Source organism: Pseudomonas sp. SG-MS2 (assembly GCF_009933855.1).
GTDB classification, from domain to species: Bacteria; Pseudomonadota; Gammaproteobacteria; order Pseudomonadales; family Pseudomonadaceae; genus Aquipseudomonas; species Aquipseudomonas putida_E.
In genome coordinates this window covers 1-18825 of the sequence record NZ_MOMO01000103.1, presented here as the reverse complement: position 1 = coordinate 18825, position 18825 = coordinate 1, and the positions used below count along the sequence as shown (strand labels likewise).

Here is an 18825-nt window from a genome sequence, read left to right as displayed (position 1 = left end):
GAAATCGCACTCGCTGTTTCGCTCAGACGCCCCTGGCGATGCCGTGTTTGCGCAGTTTGCGATACAAGGTATTGCGGCTGATACCCAAGTGCTCGGCGACACGGGTCAGGTGCCAGCGGTTTGCCTCCAGTACCGATAACAGGGCCTGGCCCTCCGCCTGTAGGAGCGGCCTTGTGTCGCGAAAGGGCTGCGAAGCGGCCCCCGCAAACTGGGCAGCGCTATCGAAATCCTGGGGCCGCTCAGCGGCCCTTTCGCGACACAAGGCCGCTCCTACAGGGCTGGAGGTGTTGCGCACGATTGCGGGCAGGTCCGCAAACGCGACATGACAATCCTCACACAATGCCACCAACGTACGCAGCACGTTGCGCATCTGGCGCACATTGCCCGGCCAGGCAAAATCCAGTAGCGCCTGGCGGGCGCTTGGCTCGATTTCAATGGCCTGGCCTTGCGCTTCCTGTCGCAACAGGAAATCCAGCAACTGAGCCTTGTCACTGCGCTCACGCACCGCCGGCATCGTCACTTCCAGGCCATTGAGCCGGTAATACAAGTCCTCGCGGAAGGTGCCCTGCTCCACCCGCTCAAGCAGGTCGCGGTGGGTAGCACTGACGATCCGCACATCGACCGCTTGCGGCTCACCACCGATCGGCACCACCTGACGTTCTTCCAGCACCCGTAGCAGACGGGTCTGCAGCGCCAGCGGCATGTCACCGATCTCGTCGAGCAACAATGTGCCGCCATCAGCCTGCAGCAGCTTGCCGCGCATGCCTTCCTTGCGCGCCCCGGTAAAACTGCCGCCGCGGTAACCGAACAACTCGCTCTCTATCAGGCTTTCGGGAATCGAGGCGCAGTTGACTGCCACGAACGGCTTGCCGCGCCGCTGGCTAGCGTGGTGCACTGCCTGGGCGAAGGCTTCCTTGCCACAACCGGTCTCGCCCGACACCAGCAGTGGCACATCACGCTCGAACACCCGCAGCGCACGCCGGAAATCACCCTGCAGCGCCGGGTCCATCAGACAAATGCCGGGGGCAGCCTCTGGCCGGGCTTCGGGCAAACCCGCCGGCACCGCCCACACCGGTGCCTTCGCCTGCCCGCGCAAGCTGGCAAATACCTGGCGACCATCACGCGTATACAGCGGCCAGGCCGTGCTGCCATTGGGCATGGCGCGGCTGAAGAGCTCATCATGGTTACAGGCAAAAAACATTTCCAGCGGCTTGCCCAGTACCCCGCCACGGACGGTGCCCAACAGGTTGAGGGCGCTCTGGTTGGCCGCGCAGACACGGCCATCGGCGTCGAACGCCAGCAGCCCTTCGCTGAACAACCCCACCGACTCGGCCTGCAGATGGAAGCGCAGCAACCATTGCTGCTCGAAGTGGCGCAGGAAGTAACAGCTCTCGATCATCTTTGCCGAAAGGTTGACCAGCGCCATGGTATGAAACTGGCTCTGACGCGAGACATCCGGCCTCGCCGATGACACATCGAGCACTGCCAGCAGCTCGCCATGCGGGTCGAAAACAGGGCTGGCCGAACAGGTCAGCCCGGTGTGCCGCCCGCGAAAGTGTTCGTTCTGATGGATGGTCAGCGCCTGGCGCTCGACCAGGCAGGTGCCGATGCCGTTGGTGCCTTCGCGCGCCTCGCTCCAGTCAGCGCCCAACCACAACCCTGCACGCTCGAAAATGCGCCGTTCGCTGGGTGCGGTGACACAATTGAGGATGACACCGCGCGCATCGGTCAGCAGTACCGCGTGCCCGGCACCTGATAGCTGCTGGTGCAGGCTGTTCATTTCATTGTCGGCGATTTTCAGCACCTGGTTCAGGCGCTCACGGCTTTCGAGCAGGCGGCCGTGTTCCAGCACGACCGGCGCCGCAAGCACCTCGGGATCAAGATGATAGTCCTCCAGGCATCGCAGCCAGGATCGGGCAATCGACGGGTCGCTACCGGCACCGCCGGCTTCGCCGTGGGCAACGGTATGCACTTGCTGGGCATGCCGACTGAGGTGGTGGCTCTGCATTGGTTTTTGTTCTCCGCAGATAGAGCGTCCTGCCAGCATCCTCCACCCGCCCGGGCTTTGCAATGCACCGCAATCAAGCGTGTCGCAAACGGTACAAAGTGTCACCCAGGCCGTGCCACTCCTGGGACAGCCCACTCTGCGGGCTCATCAAGAAACTGCGCAACCCCTTGATTCCAATGGCCCTCCCCACGCTGGCCCAACCTTTGCTCTACGCTTTCCAACTCCTCAACAAACACAATTAACCAGGAGACACACCATGCGTTATGCACATCCCGGTACCGAAGGCGCGAAGGTTTCCTTCAAGAGCCGCTACGGCAACTACATCGGTGGTGAATTCGTAGCTCCGGTCAAGGGGCAGTATTTCGACAACACCTCCCCGGTGAATGGCAAGCTGATCGCTGAATTCCCCCGCTCCACTGCCGAAGACATCGACAAGGCGCTCGACGCCGCCCACGCAGCCGCCGATGCCTGGGGCCGCACCTCGGTGCAGGACCGCTCCAACGTGCTGCTGAAGATCGCCGACCGCATCGAGCAGAACCTGGAAGTGCTGGCCATCGCCGAAACCTGGGACAACGGCAAGCCGGTCCGCGAAACCCTCAACGCCGACATCCCGCTGGCGGTCGATCACTTCCGCTACTTCGCCGGCTGCATACGCGCCCAAGAGGGCGGTGCCGCCGAGATCAACGAAAATACCGTGGCCTATCACATCCATGAGCCACTGGGCGTGGTCGGGCAGATCATCCCGTGGAACTTCCCGATCCTGATGGCCGCCTGGAAACTGGCCCCGGCCCTGGCCGCTGGCAACTGCGTGGTGCTCAAACCGGCCGAGCAAACCCCGCTGGGCATCACCGTGCTGGTAGAGCTGATCGGCGACCTGCTGCCGCCCGGCGTGCTCAACGTAGTCCAGGGCTATGGCCGCGAGGCCGGCGAAGCACTGGCCACCAGCAAGCGCATCGCCAAGATCGCCTTCACCGGTTCTACCCCGGTCGGCTCGCACATCATGAAATGCGCCGCCGAGAACATCATCCCGTCTACCGTCGAGCTGGGCGGCAAATCACCCAACGTCTACTTCGAAGACATCATGCAGGCCGAGCCGAGCTTCATCGACAAGGCTGCCGAAGGCATGGTGCTGGCGTTCTTCAACCAGGGCGAGGTATGCACCTGCCCGTCGCGGGCGCTGGTGCAAGAGTCGATCTACCCGCAGTTCATGGAAGTGGTGATGAAGAAGGTGCTGCAGATCAAGCGCGGCGACCCGCTCGACACCGACACCATGGTCGGCGCCCAGGCTTCGCAACAGCAGTTCGAAAAAATCCTGTCGTACCTGCAGATCGCCCAGGATGAAGGCGCCGAACTGCTGACCGGTGGCAAGGTGGAGAAGCTGGAAGGCGCGTTGGCGACCGGTTACTACATCCAACCGACGCTGCTCAAAGGCAACAACAAGATGCGCGTGTTCCAGGAAGAAATCTTCGGCCCGGTGGTCAGCGTCACCACCTTCAAGGACGAAGCCGAGGCACTGGCCATCGCCAACGACACCGAGTTCGGCCTTGGCGCCGGTGTATGGACCCGCGACATCAACCGCGCCTACCGCATGGGCCGCGGCATCAAGGCTGGCCGCGTATGGACCAACTGTTACCACCTGTACCCGGCGCACGCCGCGTTCGGCGGGTACAAGAAGTCCGGCGTGGGCCGTGAAACCCACAAGATGATGCTCGACCATTATCAGCAGACCAAGAACCTGCTGGTGAGCTACGACATCAACCCGCTGGGCTTCTTCTAAGCGGCAGCGGCAAGCTGCAAGCTGCAAGAAAAAGCGGATAGAACGCCGACCTGCTTTTTCTTGAGGCTTGTAGCTTGCATGGCTCGCTTCCTGCAGTACCCATCACCATCGGCCGGAACCCTTCCGGCCACCAAGAAAAAGAACAGGTGAAACTATGCCAAGCGATCAATCCTCCGGCGCACCGGCAGGCGCTTCCGTCGATTTCGAAAAGGTCGGTTCGGACTATTTCCAGCAACGTGAACTGAAAAAAGGCGCCGCCGGCTGGGTCCTGCTGGTGGGCCTGGGCGTCGCCTACGTGATCTCCGGCGACTATGCCGGCTGGAACTTCGGCCTCGCCCAAGGTGGCTGGGGCGGCATGTTCCTTGCCACCCTGCTGATGGCCACCATGTACCTGTGCATGTGCTTTTCGCTGGCCGAACTGTCCTCGATGATCCCTACCGCCGGGGGCGGCTATGGCTTTGCTCGCAGCGCCTTCGGGCCGTGGGGCGGCTTTCTGACAGGCACGGCGATCCTCATCGAGTACGCCATCGCTCCGGCAGCCATCGCGGTGTTCATCGGTGCCTACTGCCAGTCCCTGTTCGGCATTGGCGGCTGGATGATCTACCTGGCGTTCTACATCGTCTTTATCGGCATCCACATCTTCGGGGTCGGTGAAGCCTTAAAGCTGATGTTCATCATCACCGCCGTCGCCGCCATCGCCCTGGCTGTCTTCCTTGTGGGCATGGTGCCCCATTTTGATGCGGCGAACCTGTTCGACATCGCCCAGACCGACGCGGTCGGCGCCAGCAGCTTCCTGCCGTTCGGTTATGTTGGCGTGTGGGCGGCAATCCCTTACGCGATCTGGTTCTTCCTGGCGGTAGAAGGCGTGCCGCTGGCGGCCGAGGAAACCAAGAACCCGAAACGTGACCTGCCACGCGGCCTGATTGGCGCAATGCTGGTGTTGCTGGCGTTTGCCCTGCTGATCCTCGTGGTAGGCCCGGGTGGTGCGGGCTCCGAAGCGCTCAAAGCCTCCGGCAACCCACTGGTAGAAGCACTTTCCAAGGCGTATGGCGGCTCCACCTGGATGGGCGGCTTCGTCAACCTGGTTGGCCTGGCCGGTCTGATTGCCAGCTTCTTCTCGATCATCTATGCCTATTCGCGGCAGATCTTCGCCCTTTCCCGCGCCGGCTACCTGCCGCGCAAGCTGTCCGAAACCAACAAGAGCAAGGCCCCGGTACTGGCCCTGATCATCCCTGGCATCATCGGTTTCGGCCTGTCACTGACCGGCCAGGGCGACCTGCTGATCCTGGTTGCGGTGTTCGGTGCGACGCTGTCTTATGTACTGATGATGGCCGCGCACATCACCCTGCGCATCCGCCGGCCCAAGATGGAACGCCCCTATCGCACCCCTGGTGGCATCTTCACCTCGGGCGTAGCCCTGGTGCTGGCATGCATCGCCGTGGTCGCAGGCTTTTTGGTCGACCCACGGGTGGTGATTGGCGCCGCAGTGATCTATGCAGTACTGATTGCCTACTTTGCGTTCTACAGCCGCCACCACTTGGTTGCGGGTACACCGGAAGAGGAATTCGCCGCGATCCAGAAGGCCGAAGAGGCCCTGCACTGATTGCCGACACCTGCCGCGGGCACGCCCGCGGCACTCTGGAGATTCTGTATGGCAAGTTTCGTACACACGGTAGGCCACCTGGTCTACCGCTTCGACAGCCTCAAGGACGTGATGGCCAAAGCCAGCCCCGCACGCTCCGGGGATTACCTGGCTGGCGTTGCTGCCGCCAACGACGGTGAACGGGTGGCGGCGCAGATGGCACTGGCCAATATTCCGCTCAGCCACTTCCTCAGCGAAGCGCTCATCCCGTACGAGCAGGACGAAGTTACCCGCCTGATCATCGACACTCACGACGCCCAGGCCTTCGCCCCGGTCAGCCACCTCACCGTCGGCGGCCTGCGTGACTGGCTGCTCAGTGACGAAGCCGACGAGGACAGCCTGCGCGCCCTGGCGCCTGGCCTGACCCCGGAAATGGCCGCTGCCGTATCGAAGGTCATGCGCGTACAGGACCTGGTACTGGTGGCGCAGAAGATCCGTGTAGTCACCCGTTTTCGCGGCACCATGGGCTTGCGCGGGCGCCTGTCGACCCGCTTGCAGCCCAACCACCCCACCGACGAGCCGGCCGGGATTGCCGCCAGCATTCTCGATGGCCTGTTGTACGGCAATGGCGACGCCATGATCGGCATCAACCCGGCCACCGACAGCATCGCCTCGATCTGCGCCATGCTGGAAATGCTCGACGCCATCATCCAGCGCTACGACATTCCCACCCAGGCCTGCGTGCTGACCCACGTCACCACCTCGATCGAGGCAATCAACCGCGGCGTGCCGCTGGACCTGGTGTTCCAGTCGATTGCCGGCACCGAGGCGGCCAACGCCGGCTTTGGCATCAACCTCAACGTGCTTCAGGAAGGTTACGAGGCCGGGTTGTCGCTCAAGCGCGGCACGCTCGGGCAGAACCTCATGTATTTCGAAACCGGCCAGGGCAGCGCCCTGTCGGCCAACGCTCACCACGGCGTCGACCAGCAAACCTGCGAAACCCGCGCCTACGCCGTTGCCCGCCATTTCAAACCGTTTCTGGTCAACACCGTGGTCGGCTTCATCGGCCCCGAGTACCTGTACAACGGCAAGCAGATCATCCGTGCCGGCCTTGAGGACCACTTCTGCGGCAAGCTGCTGGGCGTGCCGATGGGGTGCGACATCTGCTACACCAACCACGCCGAGGCCGACCAGGACGACATGGACACCCTGCTGACCCTGCTGGGTGTGGCCGGGATCAACTTCATCATGGGCATCCCCGGTTCCGACGACATCATGCTCAACTACCAGACCACCTCGTTCCATGACGCGCTGTATGCGCGCCAGACCCTGGGCCTCAAGCCCGGGCCTGAGTTCGAGGCATGGTTGCAGCGCACCGGCATATTCACCCAGGCCGATGGCCGGGTGCGCTTTGGCGACAACCTGCCGCCGGCGTTCCGCCAGGCCTTGGCACAGCTGGCATAGAGGTGACCATGGACCATCAGACGCCCACCCCCGAAAACCCTTGGCAGGCCCTTCGCAGCCTGACCCCGGCACGTATCGCCCTTGGCCGTAGCGGCATCAGCCTGCCAACCGGCGCCCAGCTGGACTTCCAGTTCGCCCACGCCCAGGCCCGCGATGCCGTGCACCTGGCATTCGACCACGCGGCCCTGAGCGAACAATTGAAGGAACGCGGGCGTGACAGCCTGGTACTGCACAGCGCCGCCAGCGACCGCAACCAGTACCTGCAACGCCCCGACCTGGGCCGGCGCCTGAACGAGCGCTCGGTGGAGCAATTGCGCCAGCACGCCCAGACCTACCCTGGCGGCTGCGACCTTGCCATCGTGGTGGCCGACGGCCTCTCGGCCCTGGCCGTGCATCGCCACACCTTGCCGTTCCTGGCCCGTTTCGAGGAGCAGGCCGCCGCCGATGGCTGGACCAGCGCACCGGTGGTGCTGGTGGAGCAAGGCCGGGTAGCCGTGGCCGACGAAGTGGGCCAACTGCTGGGCGCGCGCATGACCGTGATGCTGATCGGCGAGCGCCCCGGGCTCAGTTCACCCGACAGCCTGGGCTTGTACTTCACCTACGCGCCGAAGGTGGGCCTGACCGACGCTTACCGCAACTGCATCTCCAACGTGCGCCTGGAAGGCCTGAGCTACGGCATGGCCGCGCATCGCCTGCTATACCTGATGCGCGAGGCCTGTCGCCGACAGCTGTCTGGCGTGAACCTCAAGGACGAAGCGGAGGTCCATACCATCGACAGTGAAAACACCTCTAATCAAAAAGGCAATTTCCTACTCGGTGAAGGGTAAAGAACATGTCACGGACGGCGGATTGCGCTTCTGGCCGGCATTGGGCAGCATGCGATTGAAAGCTGCTGGCATTCCGCTGTTTCCCAAATGGACTCTGAGGGCCGCACATGCGCATCATCAAGGCAACCCTGGAACACCTCGACCTGCTCACCCCGCTGTTCGTCCGATACCGCGAGTTCTATGGGCAACTGCCCTACCCGGACAGCTCGCGCAAATTCCTGGAAACGCGCCTCAAGCGCGACGAGTCGGTCATCTACCTGGCACTGCCGGACGATGACGACGCCAAACTGCTGGGCTTCTGCCAGCTCTACCCGAGCTTCTCGTCGCTGTCGCTCAAGCGGGTGTGGATTCTCAATGACATCTATGTGGCCGAAGACTCACGGCGCATGCTGGTGGCTGACCACCTGATCCGTGAAGCCAAGAAGATGGCCAAGGACACCCAGGCCGTGCGCATGCGGGTTTCGACCAGCGCCAACAACGAGGTGGCGCAGAGGACCTATGAGTCCATCGGTTTTCGCAAGGATACCGAGTTCGAAAGCTACATCTTGCCGATCAGCCAGGACTGATCAGTACTGGCCCGACCGTCGGCTGGCCGGCGATCGGGCCGGTACCGGCACCCTCAGTAACCCCCCGCTACAAACTCTCCGGGCATCCTCGCGACTTGGCCGTATAATGCCTGCTCCTGGCATGTCTGAAAATTTACCCTACCGCAAGTCCGCTCGCCCGTAGCTGCGGGTCAAGAACACAGGTGCTGTACATGGATTTCAACCCGCTGGACCTCATCCTGCATCTCGATGCCTACCTTGATCTGCTGGTCACCAACTACGGCCCCTGGATCTACGCCATCCTGTTCACCGTGATTTTCTGCGAGACCGGCCTGGTGGTAATGCCCTTCCTGCCGGGTGATTCACTGCTGTTCATCGCCGGCGCGGTGGCCGCAGGTGGCGGCATGGACCCGGTACTGCTGGCCGGCCTGCTGATGGCCGCGGCAATCATGGGTGACAGTACCAATTACGTGATCGGGCGAACGGCAGGTGAACGGCTGTTCAACAAACCCGATTCGAAAATTTTCCGTCGCGACTACCTGCAGCGCACCCATGAATTCTATGAACGCCATGGTGGCAAAACCGTGACCCTGGCGCGCTTCCTGCCGATCCTGCGCACCTTCGCGCCGTTCGTCGCTGGCATCGCCCACATGCATTACCCACGCTTCCTGGCCTTCAGCGTTGCAGGCTCGCTGTTGTGGGTCGGCGGCCTGGTGACCCTCGGCTACTTCTTCGGCAACGTGCCGTTCATCAAGCAGCACCTTTCGCTGATGGTGGTCGGCATCATCTTCCTGTCGCTGGTACCCATGGTCCTGAGCCTGCTGCGCGGGCGCCTGGGCCGCACCGCCAAGGCACACTGACGAACGCCATGTGGTCCTTCAGCGCCTGGCGGCGCAAGCGCACGCTGGCGCGCTACCCGGTCGATCCACAGCAATGGCAGGTGGTCCGTGAACGCCTGCCGATGCTCGACGGCATCAGCGACGACGAAGACCGTCGGCTACGTGAGGCCTGCATCCTGTTCCTGCTCGACAAGCACCTGACCACCCTGCCCGGCGTCGAGCTGGATGACCAGCAACGCCTGTTCCTCGCCGCCCAGGCCCAGCTACCGCTGTTGCACCTGGGGGAACTCAACTGGTATCAGGGTTTTCACGAGATCATCCTCTACCCGGACGACTTCAAGAGCCCGCAGCGCCATCGCGACGCCAGTGGCGTGGAGCATGTCTGGGATGGTGAACACAGCGGTGAGGCCTGGCAGCAGGGCCCGGTGATCATGGCCTGGGCCGGGGTGCTGGCCAGCGGCGGCTGGGAAGCCTACAACCTGGTGATCCACGAGCTGGCGCACAAGCTCGACATGCTCAATGGCGATGCCAATGGCCTGCCACCGCTGCACAGCGACATGCAGGTTGAAGACTGGGCCACGGCCATGCAGCAGGCGTATGACGACCTCAACCGCCAGCTGGACGCCGACCCTGAAACGCAAACGGCCATCGACCCTTATGCGGCCGAAAACCCGGCAGAATTCTTTGCCGTCACCAGCGAGTACTTCTTCAGCGCCCCCGACCTCTTGCAGCAGGCTTATCCACAGGTGTACCGGCAACTCTCGCTGTTCTACCGCCAGGACCCTCTGGCGCGCCTGACGCGGTTGCAGGCCGAGCACCCGGACTACCGCGAAAGCCACGCCTGAGGCGCCCGCGCATCAGGTCGGGCGTGGCATGCCCTGGCCGAATGTGCCTATAATCGCCGCCACTTTTTTGATCAAACACGGGGGCACTGCCCAATGAGCTACAGCAAGATTCCGGCTGGCAAAGACCTGCCGAACGACATCTACGTCGCCATCGAGATCCCGGCCAACCACGCGCCGATCAAGTACGAAATCGACAAGGACAGCGATACCCTGTTCGTCGACCGCTTCATGGCTACCCCGATGTTCTACCCGGCCAACTACGGCTTCATCCCGAACACCCTGGCCGACGACGGTGATCCGCTGGACGTGCTGGTGGTTACGCCTTACCCGGTCGCCCCAGGTTCGGTCATCCGCGCCCGCCCGGTCGGCGTTCTGAACATGACCGACGACGGCGGCGGCGACGCCAAGGTCATCGCTGTTCCGCACGACAAGCTGTCGCAGCTGTACGTTGACGTGAAGGAATACACCGACCTGCCAGCACTGCTGATCCAGCAGATCGAACACTTCTTCGCGAACTACAAAGATCTCGAGAAGGGCAAGTGGGTCAAGATCGAAGGCTGGGAAGGCGCCGACGCCGCCCGCGCCGCGATCACCAAATCGGTCGCTGCCTACAAGGGCTGATACCGGTTGCACCAAGCCCCGCTTCGGCGGGGCTTTTTTGTGCGCGCTGTCCCGCAAACAGTAAAAGATCCTACGTTGTCCTAATCCAACAGCCTACAACACGGCATTTTTCTTACACGTCACGTCAACACCCGGTTCATATCCCTACTGGCACCGCGCCGCTACACTCGGCTGCATGAAAACCTCCGGTGACCGCCTCAAGGCCCTCCTCCACGAGTGTGGCCTGACCCCTTCCGACTTCGCCGCCCAGCGCGGTGTGACGCCCCAGCACGTCAACAACTGGTTCAAACGCGGCGTTCCCCTGGCTCGCCTGGACGAACTGGCCGACCTGTTTTGCGTACACCGCCGCTGGCTACGCAGCGGCGAAGGCCCCAAACACCCCAGCTCGATCCTGCGCACCTGCGCCCTGCCGCCCGCCTCGGACAATTCGCCCACCTCGCTATCGACCCGGGCCACCCGGCTCTTGCAGGTGCCGTTTCAGCAAGTGCACGACGGCAAGCTGGTGGCTCTGGACGGCAAATACCTGCAACTCCCGGTTGAAGCGCTGCAGGCCTTAGGCGTGGCAACAGAAAATGTCGTCTGCCTGGCCATGCCAAGCCAAAACATGGCGCCGTGGGTGCCACGCGACGCGATACTGGCCATTGACGTCAGCCAGACCCGGGTCAAGGACGGTGAAACCTATGCCCTGCTGCACAATGGCGCACTCAGGGTGAACAGCCTCAGCCTCGGCCACAAGGGCACCCTGTGCCTGCACAGCCATGACCGGCGCAACTACACCGTGGAACGCTTCACCCCTGCCCAGCGCCAGGCACAGCACTTGAAGATACTTGGCTGGGTTTTCCACTGGTCGCATTTTTCTCAGCAACGCCCGGAATGAAACACCCTGTGCCATTTTTTGCTGGGCATCCTGGGCAGGCCCTTGTATGCTACGCGCCACATTCAGCCCCGACCGGCGCAAGCCGCAGTCCAGAGGGCTCGGCAACGTTTCACACGAACGTTCGCCATCTCTTTCAGGCCCTTGATGGCCACACAGTTAAGGCGGTTGCGGCTTACCATAAATTAGCCGGAAGCGTCCCCGAGAAGCCGGCCACAAGCCGGCTTTTTAATGCCTGCTGTTAATGCATCATGCCCAACTCGGCATCATCCATCAGCGCCTTGGCCATGGCACTGAGGTAATGCGAAGCCCATATCATCATGGGTTTCTCATCCATCAGGCCAATTATGGTCAGTTCCCGCACATACCCCATCAACTCCGACGCTTGCTCCCGGGCATCCTGGCATGGAATGCCGGCTTCGATGCGGAACAGTGGGTGGCTGTGGTCTTCACCCTGGAAGAAGGTGGTCTTGCCGACAGTGAATTTGGTCGTGTGAGTGGTCATTGCTCAAACTCCTTGAAATTTCCGCTGCCCGGCCTGGCGTCATCGCCGGCAAGCCGGCTCCTACAATGCCCGCAGCGCTGCTGAACCCTGTGGGCCGGCTCAGGCGGCAGATCATTTAAGCCTTAATGCAAGGTCCGAGGGCCTGTGGGCATCTGCACCTGGATCAGCGCCGATTCGAGCAAAACCCGTAGCGCCTCCATTTCATGCAGCGAGGTCATCATCAAGATCGATACCGGGGACTTGGGGTGCAGCAGCAGTGCCTGGTGCACCACGGTCGTGGCGCACAGCGCATAGTCCGTGGCCTGGATCAGGGTGTCTTCAAGGGAATGATTATCATGGGGTGGGTCGGGGACAATTTTAAGCATGATGTAATCTCGTCTGCGTCCTGATGGACCACCACGACATCACTTGCATTTGATGGGTGGCGGCTACGTGCAGGTCTGCAAGACCGGACAGACGAGAACCGGCAGATCCGAAGATCTCCAGCACGCAGCCACCATTGGCCGAAGCTGCCGACACTAGGCACCTCGGATAGCGCTGGGATTCGTCTGCGGGCTTGCAGGCCCGGTCGCTGATTTGGCAACGACGGGCCCAGACTAGGCCGCAGAGAAAAGCAGCACAATGCCGAAAAGGCGGTAGCAAGCTATTTCAGAAATGGACTACAAGCAACGGTAAAAATCTGAATATTTCCTGGGAAATACGTCAGAAATCGTAACGTGCACCAACCATCATGCTGCGCGAAGGCCCATAGAAGTTGAACGTCGAAGTCGACCCCACCCGCGACAGGTAATCGCGGTCGAACAGGTTGTTGACGTTGAAGGTGGCCGTCAGCTTCGAGGTGACCGGGTACGACAGCATCGCATCCACCGTGGCATAACCCGGTGCATCGATGCGCACGCCGCCGCTCTCGGAATGGAAGTTGCTCATCGCCGAGACGCCGCCACCAATGGCCAGCCCGGTCAAAGGCCCTTGGCTGATGGTGTACTTGCTCCACAGCGACGCCTGGTTGCGCGGCATGATGAAGAAGGTGGTTTCGGCATCACCGTCGAGGGTTTCGGTTTCCATCCAGGTGTAGCCCGCCAGCAGCTCCCAGTTCGGCGTCAGCTTGCCGCTGACTTCCACTTCGGCGCCCTTCACGCGGGTCTTGCCCGATGCCACGGAGAAACCGGTGTCTACGCCATCTTCATCATATTCGGTGCTGGCGCGGTTCTCGTCGGTCAAACGGAATACCGAGACACGCGTATTGAGGTCGCCGCCAAAGTAACTGCTCTTGAGGCCAAACTCATACTGCTCGCCTTCACGCGGTTTGAGTACGCGGCCATTGCTGTCGGTATCTGACTGCGGCTTGAATACCTGCGAATAGCTGGCATACAACGCATGGTTTTCGGTCAGGTCGTAGACAACGCCACCGTACGGCGTGAACCGTCCATCCACGCGTTTGTTGTCATCGACAGTCGAAGCAGTGCTCAGGGTAGTGGTGTAGAAATCACCGCGATACCAGCTGAAGCGGCCACCAGCAATCAGCGCCAAACGCTCGACCGGGCGCAAGGTGACCTTGGAGTACAGGCCGTACTCTTCCTCCTGCATACCGGTTTCGGTGCTGTAGTTCGGTGACGGCTTGGCGAACTGGGTCGGCGAGTAGCTGTTGACGTTGATGGCCCCCAGGTTGGTGGTGCCGTTGAGGTACTCGGTGTCGTAGTTCTTGTAGTCGGTACCCACCACGAATTCGCTGACCTGGCCGAAGGTTTCGAACGGCTGGCTGTAGCTGGCATCCAGCGAATAGGTATCCTGGGTGAAGTCTCGGGCGCTGGCGCGCTCGGAGTTGGCACCGGTGGTGGCATTGGTCGCAGTGAAGGCATAGAGGTAGTTGGTGTCGCGGTGCGAGCCACGGGCGGCGATACGGCCATAACCACCGTTGTCAAAGCGGTGCGTCAACTCGGCAACCAGGTCGGTGGTCTTGCCGTCGAAGTAGTTCCAGTCAGCGCCAAGGAATTTCGAATGGCTGAAATCCGGGACCTCACCAGACAGCGTTGCCGGGTAGCCGTTGTGCGGGGTGATGTTCTTCACTTCATGGATCAGGCCGAACGACAGCTGGGTGTCGTCATCAAGGTCGATGTCCAGCGCGCCGTAGTAGCTGTTGCTGGTGTTGGCGTTGTAGTCCACTTCACCATTGGTGTCGTCCCGCGATGCAACGAATCGCCCGCGCACTCGGCCTGCATCATCCAGCGGCCCGCCCAGGTCGATTTCTTCGTGGTTGGTGTCCCAGGTGCCGTAGCTGGCTTCGACGTGGCCCTGAAACTCGGCGGTTGGGCGCTTGCGCACCATGTTGACGATACCGCCCAGCTCGCTGGTGCTGCTGAACAACCCCGCCGGGCCGCGCATGATCTCCACACGGTCGAATGCCGCCAGCGACGGCACGGTGCCAAAAATACTGGCCATGGGCGCCGGCAGGCCGTCGATGTTGAACTCGCTGTACTCGTAACCACGGGCATAGATCGACGACCGCCCGCTGTCGTTGGTCAGGGTGCGCAGCCCCGCGGTGTACTTGGCCAGGTCGTCCAGGTGCACGAACTGGCGGTCTTTGAGGTAGTCCTGGGTGTAAACGGTGACCGACTGCGGTATTTCCTTGAGCGACGCTGGGGTCTTGGTGCCCACCGTGGCAGCGTCGACGCTGTAACCGCCGGTTTCTTCCGAAGGCAGCATGTCGTACAGGCGGTTGCCTTCGATGGTCAGCGCCGGCAGGTCGAGCGAGCTGTCCGCAGCAACCTCACTGGCGACCGTTTCGGCCAGTGCCGACAAAGAAAACGGCGCCAACAACCCCAGCATCAGCCAGCCCCGCACCCGTCGGGGGCTTCCCACACCTTTGAAACCGCTCATGACACACCTTCCGCCCAAATGATATTTAATCGCAAACGAAACACGTTGCTTTTTGCGAACGATACCGGACGAAAACTAGGGGTGCAGCAGGATTAACCTTCTTAACACTTAGGCCCGGCACGGGGCGATTGCCCTTCCCCTGCCTGCAATGGGATGATCGCCAACTGATACGAATTCTCATTCAAGACTGCCAATGCCAACCTCACTCCTGCTCGTCGAAGATGACCCACGCCTGCGTGAGGACCTCCAGCGCCACTTCCTCAACCGGGGCTTTGGGGTCAACGCCTGCGCCACCGGCCCTCAGGCGTTGAACGCGGTGCAACACAATGGCTTCGATCTGGTGTTGCTGGACATCATGCTGCCAGGCCTGGACGGCCTCAGCCTGCTCGACGAGTTGCGCCGCCAGCAGGCAGTTCCGGTGATACTGATGTCGGCGCTGGGGGCCGAGCAGGACCGCATCAGTGGCTTTACCCGCGGGGCGGACGATTACCTGCCCAAGCCCTTCAGCCTGGCGGAACTGGACGCGCGGGTCGATGCCCTGATGCGCCGGGTGGCCTTTGACCGCAGGCCGGCGGCACCAAGCGAAACCGGCAAGGTAATGCTCGACCAGGACCATCAGGATGTCATTCACCACGGCAAGGCTGCCGGCCTCACTGCCTCTGAGTTTCGCTTGCTGGCCACCTTGAGCGCCCACCCCGGTGAGGCCTTGAGCAAAGCATTCCTCTACCAGACCGTATTGCACCGCGCCTACACCCGCCTGGACCGTGGGCTGGACGTGCATGTGTGCAACCTGCGCCGCAAGCTGGCCGATATCGGTGCCCAGCATGTGCAGATACAGGCAGTACGTGGCCAAGGGTACATCCTGGTCGACACGGAACACCTGTGATGCGCCGCCACCCCCTGCTGTGGAAACTGGCCGCACTGCAAGTCAGCTTCTGCCTGCTGATGACCTGGCTGATCTGGACCTGGGGCCTGTCGGTGGAGCGCAGCACTTATTTTCTGTCCCAGGCCGACCAGGATTATCTGGCGCGCTATGCGCAGCAGGCTGAACAGGCCTGGCAGCAAGGCGGTGCGGCCGGCGCCGAAGCCTTTCGCAGAAAGCTGCAGCACGCCGAGAACACCTGGGCGGTATTGATCGGGCCGCACCTGCAAAGCCTCGGCACCGCGCCGCTGAATGCCGACGAGGCCAGCCGCCTGACCTTCATGCGCAAACTCGACTGGCCGATGAGCCGGCGCCTGCAGGATGAGCTGCCCTACGTCAGCATCGAGTTCCCGCAGCATCCAGAACACGGCCGGCTGGTGTTGCAGCTGCCCGAGCGCCTGCTACCCACTGGCCTGACCCCCTGGACCCACCTCATCACTCACGGCGTTGCACCCACACTGCTGGCGCTGTTACTTGGCCTGGCGATCTATCGGCACCTGGTGGTACCGCTCAACCGCCTGCGCGACCGCGCCGACGCCTTGCGCGCGGACGACCTGGACAGCCCTGGCCTGCCCCTGCGGGATCGCCGCGATGAATTGGGCGAACTGGCGCAGGCCTTCGAACACATGGCCGGGCGCCTGCGCCAAAGCCTGGAGCAGCAACGCCTGCTGCTGCGTACTTTGTCTCACGAACTGCGCACGCCCCTGGCGCGGCTGCGCATCGCCCATGACAGTGATTTGCCCCCCGCCCAGTTGCGCGAGCGCCTGGGCCACGAGGTCAATGACATGCAGAAGCTGCTCGAGGGCACCCTGGACCTTGCCTGGATGGACACCGAGCAGCCGCAGTTACGCACCGAACCGGTGCTGATGGTGTCCGTGTGGGAAGCGTTATGCCAGGACGCCTGCTTCGAGAGCGGCTGGGACCGTGCACGGCTGCCCTGCTCGCTCGGCATCGAATGCGTGGTGCAGGCCCATCTGGACAGCCTGGCCCAGGCGCTGGAAAACCTCATGCGCAATGCCATCCGCCATTCGCCTGCCGATGGCCGGGTCAGCCTCGATGGCTGGCGTGAGGGCGACCACTGGCATTTGCGCCTGAGTGACCAGGGCCCCGGCGTGCCTCACGCTGAACTCGAACGCATCTTCAAGCCCTACCAGCGCTTGCCCGACAGCGGCGCAGGTTTCGGCCTGGGGCTGGCCATCGCCCGCCGCGCGGTCGAACTGCAAGGCGGCAAGCTGTGGGCCAGCAATGGTCATCCCGGGCTTTGCCTGCACCTGTTGCTGCCTGTTGCCCAGGAATGTTTAGAAAGTTAATACGCTTTACGCCCAATCAGGACTGATTATCATCTGGGCTCTCCCGCCTTGCGCTCCTTGCAAAGCATCGATGAGGCGCCTGATGAGCAAGATCACCCTGTCCCTGGCATTGGCGTTGGCCCTTGCGGCCCCGCTTGCCCTGGCGCAGCCGCAACCCGAGCAGAAGATGGACACTTCACTGCTGCAGCGCCAGGACCTGGCCTATCGTTTCAGCCACCTCGACCTGGACTCGACCGATGGCCAGCGCCATTACCGCTTGTGGGTCGGCAAGCCAAACCGCCCGGCGCCCGCCGCAGGTTATCCGGTGTTGTGGATGCTCGACGGCAATGCCGCACTCGGTGCTTTGGACAGTGCGCAACTGGGCAAACTCGCAGCGGGCCAGGCACCATTGCTGGTGGCGGTTGGGTATCAGACCGAGCAGCGCATCGAGCGAACCGGGCGTACCTACGACTACACACCGGCAATTGCCGGGCTTGCAGAGCAGCGCGATCCGCTGACCCACCTGCCCAGCGGTGGCGTGGATGCATTCCTGGACTTGCTTACCGAGCGCATGCGGCCGATGGTAGCCGGTGTGGCGCCCATCGACCCGCAGCGGCAGACGCTGTGGGGGCATTCCTATGGCGGCTTGGCGGTGTTGCACACGTTGTTCACTCGGCCTGGAGCGTTCAGCGACTATGCGGCGGCCAGCCCGTCGTTGTGGTGGCACGATGGAGCTATCGTTCGGCAAGCGCAGGGGCTACAGCAGCGCTTGGGCAATAACCGAGCGACGCTGTTGCTAATGCGCGGTGGCGACGAACCGTCGAGCCCGCGCGCACCGGTGCAAGGCGATGTAGAGCGGCCGACGCGGGAGCTGGCGGCTTACCTGGCCAAGGTGCCGGGGTTGCAGGTGCGTTTCGAGCGGTTCGAGGGGGTGGGGCATGGGCCGATGCTGCCAGCTTCATTGCAAGAAGTAATTGAGGATATGTCTCGCTAGACCTGCGCGTTCCATCAGGCCTGTCACCCCTGATACGCCAAAGGTCGCAGATCATCGGCTTGTCAGCAGGGTGGCACTGTGCGGTATGCTTGCCCGGTCTTCAGGGCGGGGTGAAAGTCCCCACCGGCGGTAAATCGAAAGATGAGCCCGCGAGCGCCCCGGCCATGCCGGGGGTCAGCAGATCTGGTGCGACTCCAGAGCCGACGGTCATAGTCCGGATGAAAGAAGGCGTCAGGCAAGGGCCATTCGGGCGCCCTTGCGCGCGCATTTTGTTCGCCCCGAGACGTTCATCGATCATTCACGAGGAGCGTTTCATGTCCCCCAAGCATCACCAGCAATTCCCCAATGTGTCCGCTGCCATCGCCGCCTTCCAGGCAGGCCGCCCCGTGCTGCTGCTCGACGATGACGACCGCGAGGACGAAGCAGATATCGTTGCCGCCGCCGAAAACCTATCGTTGCAGACCATGTCCATGATGATTCGCGATTGCAGCGGCATCGTCTGCCTGTGCCTGGACGAAGCCACCGTCGACGCCCTGCAACTGGCACCGATGGTGGCGAACAACCAGGCGCGCCATGGCACCGGTTTCACCGTGACCATCGAAGCGGCAGAAGGTGTGAGCACCGGCGTTAGCGCCCAGGACCGCATCACCACCATCGAAGCAGCGCTGCGCTCGACGGCGCAGCAACGGCACATCGTCAGCCCCGGCCACGTGTTCCCGCTGCGGGCGCGTGATGGTGGGGTGCTGACCCGTCGCGGCCATACCGAAGGCTCGGTGGACCTGGCTCGCCTGGCAGGCCTGCGCCCGGCAGCAGTGCTGTGCGAGCTGATGAACCCCGACGGCAGCATGGCCCGCGG

General features: G+C 62.5%; 17 protein-coding genes and 1 riboswitch. Of the genes, 13 read left to right on the top strand and 4 right to left on the bottom strand.

Annotation, left to right across the window (positions count from 1 at the left end; translation table 11 throughout):
• Positions 1-22: 22 nt before the first annotated feature.
• Entirely contained in the window at positions 23-2008 is a 1986-nt protein-coding gene (locus tag BLX42_RS08465; RefSeq protein WP_115273487.1) for a sigma-54-dependent Fis family transcriptional regulator, read from the bottom strand.
• A gap of 256 nt (positions 2009-2264) precedes the next feature.
• On the opposite strand from BLX42_RS08465, the gene BLX42_RS08460 reads away from it, so the two are divergent.
• The 9 genes from BLX42_RS08460 to BLX42_RS08420 all read left to right on the top strand — a co-directional run bounded on the left by BLX42_RS08460 (position 2265) and on the right by BLX42_RS08420 (position 11385).
• On the top strand, positions 2265-3785 hold the full coding sequence (locus BLX42_RS08460) for an aldehyde dehydrogenase family protein (protein ID WP_046785116.1): 1521 nt from the start codon (positions 2265-2267) through the stop codon (positions 3783-3785).
• Positions 3786-3939: 154 nt separating this feature from the next.
• Positions 3940-5388, top strand: a complete 1449-nt coding sequence (gene eat / locus BLX42_RS08455) for an ethanolamine permease (protein ID WP_039604782.1) — start codon at positions 3940-3942, stop codon at positions 5386-5388.
• A 48-nt stretch (positions 5389-5436) separates the two neighbouring features.
• Positions 5437-6831 carry an ethanolamine ammonia-lyase subunit EutB gene (locus tag BLX42_RS08450; RefSeq protein ID WP_046785115.1) on the top strand — a complete coding sequence of 465 codons (1395 nt, stop codon included), beginning with the start codon at positions 5437-5439 and terminating at the stop codon, positions 6829-6831.
• 8 nt (positions 6832-6839) lie between these two features.
• Positions 6840-7658, top strand: a complete 819-nt coding sequence (gene eutC / locus BLX42_RS08445) for an ethanolamine ammonia-lyase subunit EutC (protein ID WP_161871562.1) — start codon at positions 6840-6842, stop codon at positions 7656-7658.
• A gap of 107 nt (positions 7659-7765) precedes the next feature.
• A complete protein-coding gene (locus BLX42_RS08440; protein ID WP_012312531.1) occupies positions 7766-8224 on the top strand; it encodes an N-acetyltransferase in 459 nt (152 codons plus the stop codon).
• Positions 8225-8415: 191 nt separating this feature from the next.
• The gene (locus BLX42_RS08435) at positions 8416-9063 is read left to right on the top strand and encodes a DedA family protein (protein ID WP_161871561.1); all 648 of its coding nucleotides are present in this window, start codon (positions 8416-8418) and stop codon (positions 9061-9063) included.
• An 8-nt stretch (positions 9064-9071) separates the two neighbouring features.
• A complete protein-coding gene (locus BLX42_RS08430) occupies positions 9072-9887 on the top strand; it encodes a zinc-dependent peptidase (protein WP_125923504.1) in 816 nt (271 codons plus the stop codon).
• Positions 9888-9980: 93 nt separating this feature from the next.
• Positions 9981-10508, top strand: a complete 528-nt coding sequence (ppa, locus tag BLX42_RS08425; protein WP_003255365.1) for an inorganic diphosphatase — start codon at positions 9981-9983, stop codon at positions 10506-10508.
• A 175-nt stretch (positions 10509-10683) separates the two neighbouring features.
• The gene (locus BLX42_RS08420) at positions 10684-11385 is read left to right on the top strand and encodes an XRE family transcriptional regulator (protein WP_161871560.1); all 702 of its coding nucleotides are present in this window, start codon (positions 10684-10686) and stop codon (positions 11383-11385) included.
• A gap of 238 nt (positions 11386-11623) precedes the next feature.
• On the opposite strand, the gene BLX42_RS08415 is transcribed toward BLX42_RS08420, so the two are convergent.
• The 3 genes from BLX42_RS08415 to BLX42_RS08405 form a co-directional block, all read right to left on the bottom strand.
• Positions 11624-11887, bottom strand: coding sequence for a DUF3077 domain-containing protein (locus BLX42_RS08415; protein ID WP_046785111.1), 264 nt, complete (start codon positions 11885-11887; stop codon positions 11624-11626).
• Positions 11888-12009: 122 nt separating this feature from the next.
• Positions 12010-12252, bottom strand: coding sequence for a hypothetical protein (locus BLX42_RS08410; protein ID WP_161871559.1), 243 nt, complete (start codon positions 12250-12252; stop codon positions 12010-12012).
• Between the two features lie 337 nt (positions 12253-12589).
• Positions 12590-14764 (bottom strand): TonB-dependent siderophore receptor, encoded by a 2175-nt coding sequence (locus tag BLX42_RS08405; RefSeq protein WP_161871558.1) that lies wholly within the window; start codon positions 14762-14764, stop codon positions 12590-12592.
• 193 nt (positions 14765-14957) lie between these two features.
• Here BLX42_RS08405 and BLX42_RS08400 point away from each other — a divergent pair, with 193 nt between their 5' ends.
• The 4 genes from BLX42_RS08400 to ribB all read left to right on the top strand — a co-directional run.
• Positions 14958-15650 (top strand): response regulator transcription factor, encoded by a 693-nt coding sequence (locus BLX42_RS08400; RefSeq protein ID WP_161871557.1) that lies wholly within the window; start codon positions 14958-14960, stop codon positions 15648-15650.
• A complete protein-coding gene (locus BLX42_RS08395) occupies positions 15650-16996 on the top strand; it encodes a sensor histidine kinase (RefSeq protein WP_161871556.1) in 1347 nt (448 codons plus the stop codon). The genes BLX42_RS08400 and BLX42_RS08395 overlap by 1 nt, the downstream gene beginning before the upstream one ends.
• 82 nt (positions 16997-17078) lie before the next feature.
• A complete protein-coding gene (locus tag BLX42_RS08390; protein WP_161871555.1) occupies positions 17079-17969 on the top strand; it encodes an alpha/beta hydrolase in 891 nt (296 codons plus the stop codon).
• 92 nt (positions 17970-18061) lie between these two features.
• Positions 18062-18203: riboswitch (FMN riboswitch) on the top strand.
• 80 nt (positions 18204-18283) lie between these two features.
• Positions 18284-18825 (top strand): 3,4-dihydroxy-2-butanone-4-phosphate synthase (ribB, locus tag BLX42_RS08385; RefSeq protein ID WP_161871554.1); only part of this gene is annotated, 542 nt, incomplete at its 3' end.

What these genes read in the sequence shown, in the direction of transcription:
- BLX42_RS08465 (WP_115273487.1), bottom strand. Translation starts at nt 2,008, where the DNA reads ATGCAGAGCCACCACCTCAGTCGGCATGCCCAGCAAGTGCATACCGTT.
- BLX42_RS08460 (WP_046785116.1), top strand. Translation starts at nt 2,265, where the DNA reads ATGCGTTATGCACATCCCGGTACCGAAGGCGCGAAGGTTTCCTTCAAG.
- eat (WP_039604782.1), top strand. Translation starts at nt 3,940, where the DNA reads ATGCCAAGCGATCAATCCTCCGGCGCACCGGCAGGCGCTTCCGTCGAT.
- BLX42_RS08450 (WP_046785115.1), top strand. Translation starts at nt 5,437, where the DNA reads ATGGCAAGTTTCGTACACACGGTAGGCCACCTGGTCTACCGCTTCGAC.
- eutC (WP_161871562.1), top strand. Translation starts at nt 6,840, where the DNA reads ATGGACCATCAGACGCCCACCCCCGAAAACCCTTGGCAGGCCCTTCGC.
- BLX42_RS08440 (WP_012312531.1), top strand. Translation starts at nt 7,766, where the DNA reads ATGCGCATCATCAAGGCAACCCTGGAACACCTCGACCTGCTCACCCCG.
- BLX42_RS08435 (WP_161871561.1), top strand. Translation starts at nt 8,416, where the DNA reads ATGGATTTCAACCCGCTGGACCTCATCCTGCATCTCGATGCCTACCTT.
- BLX42_RS08430 (WP_125923504.1), top strand. Translation starts at nt 9,072, where the DNA reads ATGTGGTCCTTCAGCGCCTGGCGGCGCAAGCGCACGCTGGCGCGCTAC.
- ppa (WP_003255365.1), top strand. Translation starts at nt 9,981, where the DNA reads ATGAGCTACAGCAAGATTCCGGCTGGCAAAGACCTGCCGAACGACATC.
- BLX42_RS08420 (WP_161871560.1), top strand. Translation starts at nt 10,684, where the DNA reads ATGAAAACCTCCGGTGACCGCCTCAAGGCCCTCCTCCACGAGTGTGGC.
- BLX42_RS08415 (WP_046785111.1), bottom strand. Translation starts at nt 11,887, where the DNA reads ATGACCACTCACACGACCAAATTCACTGTCGGCAAGACCACCTTCTTC.
- BLX42_RS08410 (WP_161871559.1), bottom strand. Translation starts at nt 12,252, where the DNA reads ATGCTTAAAATTGTCCCCGACCCACCCCATGATAATCATTCCCTTGAA.
- BLX42_RS08405 (WP_161871558.1), bottom strand. Translation starts at nt 14,764, where the DNA reads ATGAGCGGTTTCAAAGGTGTGGGAAGCCCCCGACGGGTGCGGGGCTGG.
- BLX42_RS08400 (WP_161871557.1), top strand. Translation starts at nt 14,958, where the DNA reads ATGCCAACCTCACTCCTGCTCGTCGAAGATGACCCACGCCTGCGTGAG.
- BLX42_RS08395 (WP_161871556.1), top strand. Translation starts at nt 15,650, where the DNA reads ATGCGCCGCCACCCCCTGCTGTGGAAACTGGCCGCACTGCAAGTCAGC.
- BLX42_RS08390 (WP_161871555.1), top strand. Translation starts at nt 17,079, where the DNA reads ATGAGCAAGATCACCCTGTCCCTGGCATTGGCGTTGGCCCTTGCGGCC.